Here is a 3,692-nt window from a genome sequence, read left to right on the forward strand (position 1 = left end):
GCTTATCCTTCTCTATCTAAACGGAGCGCTCTCTCCAACGCTGCTTTTTCTTTGGATCTTAGGAGATAGAGTTGTAACTCAGTAGCATCCCAACCACTCAGGATCATCAAATCTGCCAAATCAATTCCCCGCATCAACATTTCCACACACCATGTCTGTCGGGCTTGCTCAATCAAAAGGGGTTCACCGTCGGGATTTAATAATCCGGAGGTAAATTCTTGCCAAGCTGCACCTATCTCTGCTTCTGACATCCTTTTACCCTGCTCATTGACAAATAACGCCGAGTGATGATCCTTACTACTTTTTAACCATTGAGTCAAGGGATTGCGAATATAGGAGCCATAACGTTTTCCCATAATCCACTGATTCACGGGTACTTGTCGCACTGCACCTTGAGTGACTTGTAATAAGTGTTCTTGCGGATCGCTGATTTGATGCGATCGCTCTAGGGCTACAATTTCATCAGGTAACAAACCTGAACCAAAGAGGATGTAAGCCAGGGCATAGTTACGCAAGCTCTGTTTTTTTGCTTGTCGCAATATAGAGTGAACTAAAGAAGCTGGTAGATCTGCCACTTTTTGCTCTAGATCGGTTGCAGCATGAAGGTTAGCTTGGGAACTTTCAACCGTAAACGCTTCTGATGAAACGGCTCCGTGCAAAAATAATTCTACCAAACTCTCTAAGAAATCCTCGCTGTCATGCCAAAGATGGTGAAACTCGCTGGTTAATTCAATGGCAAAATACCCAAACAACATGCTATTGAGGAGACTGGCTAATTTTTGGGGAGGTAACCGCAGTTGTAAGCGATCCCTTTCAATCACAGTGGCTAAATATTTAGCTACATCCTGATTGGCTTGATCGACACCTCTACCCAGTGCTTGACGATTTTCGATCGTGTACTTTCCCGACTCCCCTACCACAGAGCGGAGTAACTCCGGAATATCTGCTAGGGCCTGCAAGCGATCGCGCCCATAGTTTTTTAGAGCCTGCTCCACATTTATGGTACAATCCACCTGCGCTTTTAAAGATTCGCCCAGGTGGGTAAAGACCCCAGAGTCTTCGATTACTGCTAAAAGTAATCCCTGCTTGCTGCGAAACTGACGGAAGAGCGTGACTTCATTGACGTGAGCTAACTCCGCAATCTGCCGCGTCGTTGTCTCGGTGACTCCCTGAGAGCTAAATAACTCAAGGGCTGCCTGAATCAATCGCTCTCTTGTGGCGGAACTGTTGCGAGACATAAGCATGAAAAATGCAAGTTATACTTGCAAGGTGCAATGGTGGGGGTTAAGCTAGAATATAAGTGTAAGTGTCACTTGCATTTAGATTCTCACAATAGCTATCCTCAATGACCAACAACTCACTCTCTATTACCCCCCCAGGCGAAAAAACTCTCACCATTAGCTGGATCACCGTAGTATTCTTTGCTACATTTCACGCTTTAGTACTCCTCGCTCCTTGGTTCTTCTCTTGGTCAGCCCTGGGAGTTGCCATATTCCTCCACTGGCTATTTGGCAGCATTGGCATCTGCTTGGCGTATCATCGACTGTTAACCCATCGGAGCTTTCAAGTTCCCAAGTGGTTGGAATATATCGTCGCTACCATTGGTGCTTTAGCGATGCAGGGCGGCCCAATTTTTTGGGTAGGCTCCCATCGTCAGCATCACGCTCACCCAGAGGATGAATATAAAGATCCTTACTCATCAAAACAGGGTTTTTTGTGGAGTCACATCCTTTGGCTGTTCTACCACAAACAAGAGTTTTTTAACCGTGAAATCTATCAAAAATATGCGCCTGACTTAGCTAGAGATCCTTATTATCAATGGCTTGATCGGAATTTCTTATCGCTTCAGATTCCTCTTGGCTTATTGCTTTACTTTGTAGGAGGATGGTCTTTTGTCTTCTGGGGGATGATTGTTCGGTCAGTATTTCTGTGGCATACGACTTGGTTGATTAACTCAGCCAGTCACATGTTCGGGTATCAAACTTATGAGGTGGTTGATGGCTCGCGGAACCTATGGTGGGCAGCACTTTTAACCCATGGAGAAGGTTGGCACAACAATCATCACGCTCAACCAAATGTGGCTCCAGCGGGACGGAAATGGTGGGAAATTGATACAACTTGGTGGGCAATTAAGTTTCTGCAAATTTTGGGATTGGCAACGAAGGTGGTAATGCCGCCAAAAGAGCAAGCAGTAAGCTAAATCACCCCATCGTGGTGAGAGTGAAGGAAGATAAATGACATTTAGTATACTCATCTAGAGCAGCTTGCCTGAAAAATGCGATCGCGATGCTTCCCTAAAAGGCCGCGATCGCATTTTTCATATTCAGCAATTTTCCATTCCCAACGAATATTTGAAACAAATTATTGACGCTATAGTTTATATAGAGGTGTACCTCATGGGGTTGAAAACCGCTATATAGCAAGGGGATAATTTTAATTAGACCTTACGGTAAAATGACTTCTATGTCAATCAAGTCTCTACATTCAGTTATTTCTGAGAAGGCTTCTCTGGAAACTGTCCTGATCATGCCCATCCTGACATCGGCTAGTCAACTCTTTCTCCTCTTGGGATTGGTGGTGTATCTGTCCGCCGACAATGGCTCTGAGGCAATTTTTCCTTATGTAATAGCATCTATTATAGTTACAGTTACCACTATTTTGACGGCGAGCTGGGTTCTATTGTCAATCAATCAATTAAAACAAAATAATCGCTTATTGGCGAGGGGAGAGTGGCAGGAAGGAAAAGAAATCGATCGAGGAGATAAATTGCCAGAGTTAGCTCAGTTATTTAATACAATAGCCATTGAACTAAAAGAATTAAAGGAGGAAAATGCCGATCTAAAAGTATTGCTTGAAATGGCAATCGAACATGGGGATATTATTGCCACTGAGTGGCATAATACTCTCGATCAGTTTTATTCTCATTATGAGCTTTCCCGTGACGATCGGTACAATCACCGCCAAAAATTTTCCGAAACTCTCGATCAGCTTAAAACTACTCAAAACCAATTGATTGAATCGAAAAAAATGGCATCTTTGGGTACTTTAGTAGCGGGTGTCGCTCATGAAATCAATACTCCAATTGGTACGGCACTAATGTCGGCTTCCTTCTTAGCGAATGAAACGAAAGTATTTGCTACCAACTGGGAACAAGGACAGTTAAAGCGATCGCAATTACAGGAGTATTTAGATAATGCCACAGAAAGCAGCCAACTGATTATGAACAATTTGCAAAGGGCGGGGGAATTAGTGCAAAGTTTCAAGAAAGTCGCAGTAGATCAAACGAAAGCGGATAAGCGTTCATTTGCTCTGAAACCTTATCTGGAGGAAGTATTGCACAACTTAGATCCCCACTTGAAACAGACGAAACATAAGTTGACTGTCGAGGGGGATGATACGATTACGATTGAGAGTTATCCGGGGGCGTTGTCCCAAGTGGTGACTAATTTAGTCCTCAATTCCATTATCCATGCCTATATACCGGGGGAGGAAGGGGAGTTGCGCTTTGAGGTGAGGCTCTGGAGTGAAGCGAGTAAAGAGCGAAGCCTAGATCGCTCTGGAGTAATTATTTATTATACTGATAACGGGTGTGGGATTCCTACCCAAAACCTGGAGAAAATTTTCGAGCCTTTTTTCACTACGGCTCGCTCCAAAGGCGGAAGTGGTTTAGGATTGCATATTGTATATAATTT

Annotated in this window: 4 protein-coding genes; 3 read left to right on the forward strand and 1 reads right to left on the reverse strand. The window is 43.8% G+C overall.

Annotation, left to right across the window (positions count from 1 at the left end; all coding sequences use genetic code 11):
- Positions 1–2 precede the first annotated feature (2 nt).
- A complete protein-coding gene (locus NJ959_RS27080; protein ID WP_254014866.1) occupies positions 3–1,238 on the reverse strand; it encodes a TetR family transcriptional regulator in 1,236 nt (411 codons plus the stop codon).
- Between the two features lie 107 nt (positions 1,239–1,345).
- On the opposite strand from NJ959_RS27080, the gene NJ959_RS27085 reads away from it, so the two are divergent.
- From NJ959_RS27085 to NJ959_RS27095, 3 genes are all read left to right on the forward strand, one after another.
- Positions 1,346–2,200: an acyl-CoA desaturase gene (locus NJ959_RS27085; RefSeq protein ID WP_254014867.1), complete on the forward strand. Its 855-nt coding sequence runs from the start codon at positions 1,346–1,348 to the stop codon at positions 2,198–2,200.
- Positions 2,201–2,264: 64 nt separating this feature from the next.
- Complete coding sequence (locus NJ959_RS27090; protein ID WP_254014868.1) at positions 2,265–2,420, forward strand: hypothetical protein; 156 nt, start codon at positions 2,265–2,267, stop codon at positions 2,418–2,420.
- A gap of 43 nt (positions 2,421–2,463) precedes the next feature.
- Positions 2,464–3,692 (forward strand): sensor histidine kinase (locus NJ959_RS27095; protein WP_254014869.1); only part of this gene is annotated, 1,229 nt, incomplete at its 3' end.

The sequence above is a fragment of the Limnofasciculus baicalensis BBK-W-15 genome, from assembly GCF_024178385.1.
In the GTDB taxonomy this organism is placed as follows: domain Bacteria; phylum Cyanobacteriota; class Cyanobacteriia; order Cyanobacteriales; family Coleofasciculaceae; genus Limnofasciculus; species Limnofasciculus baicalensis.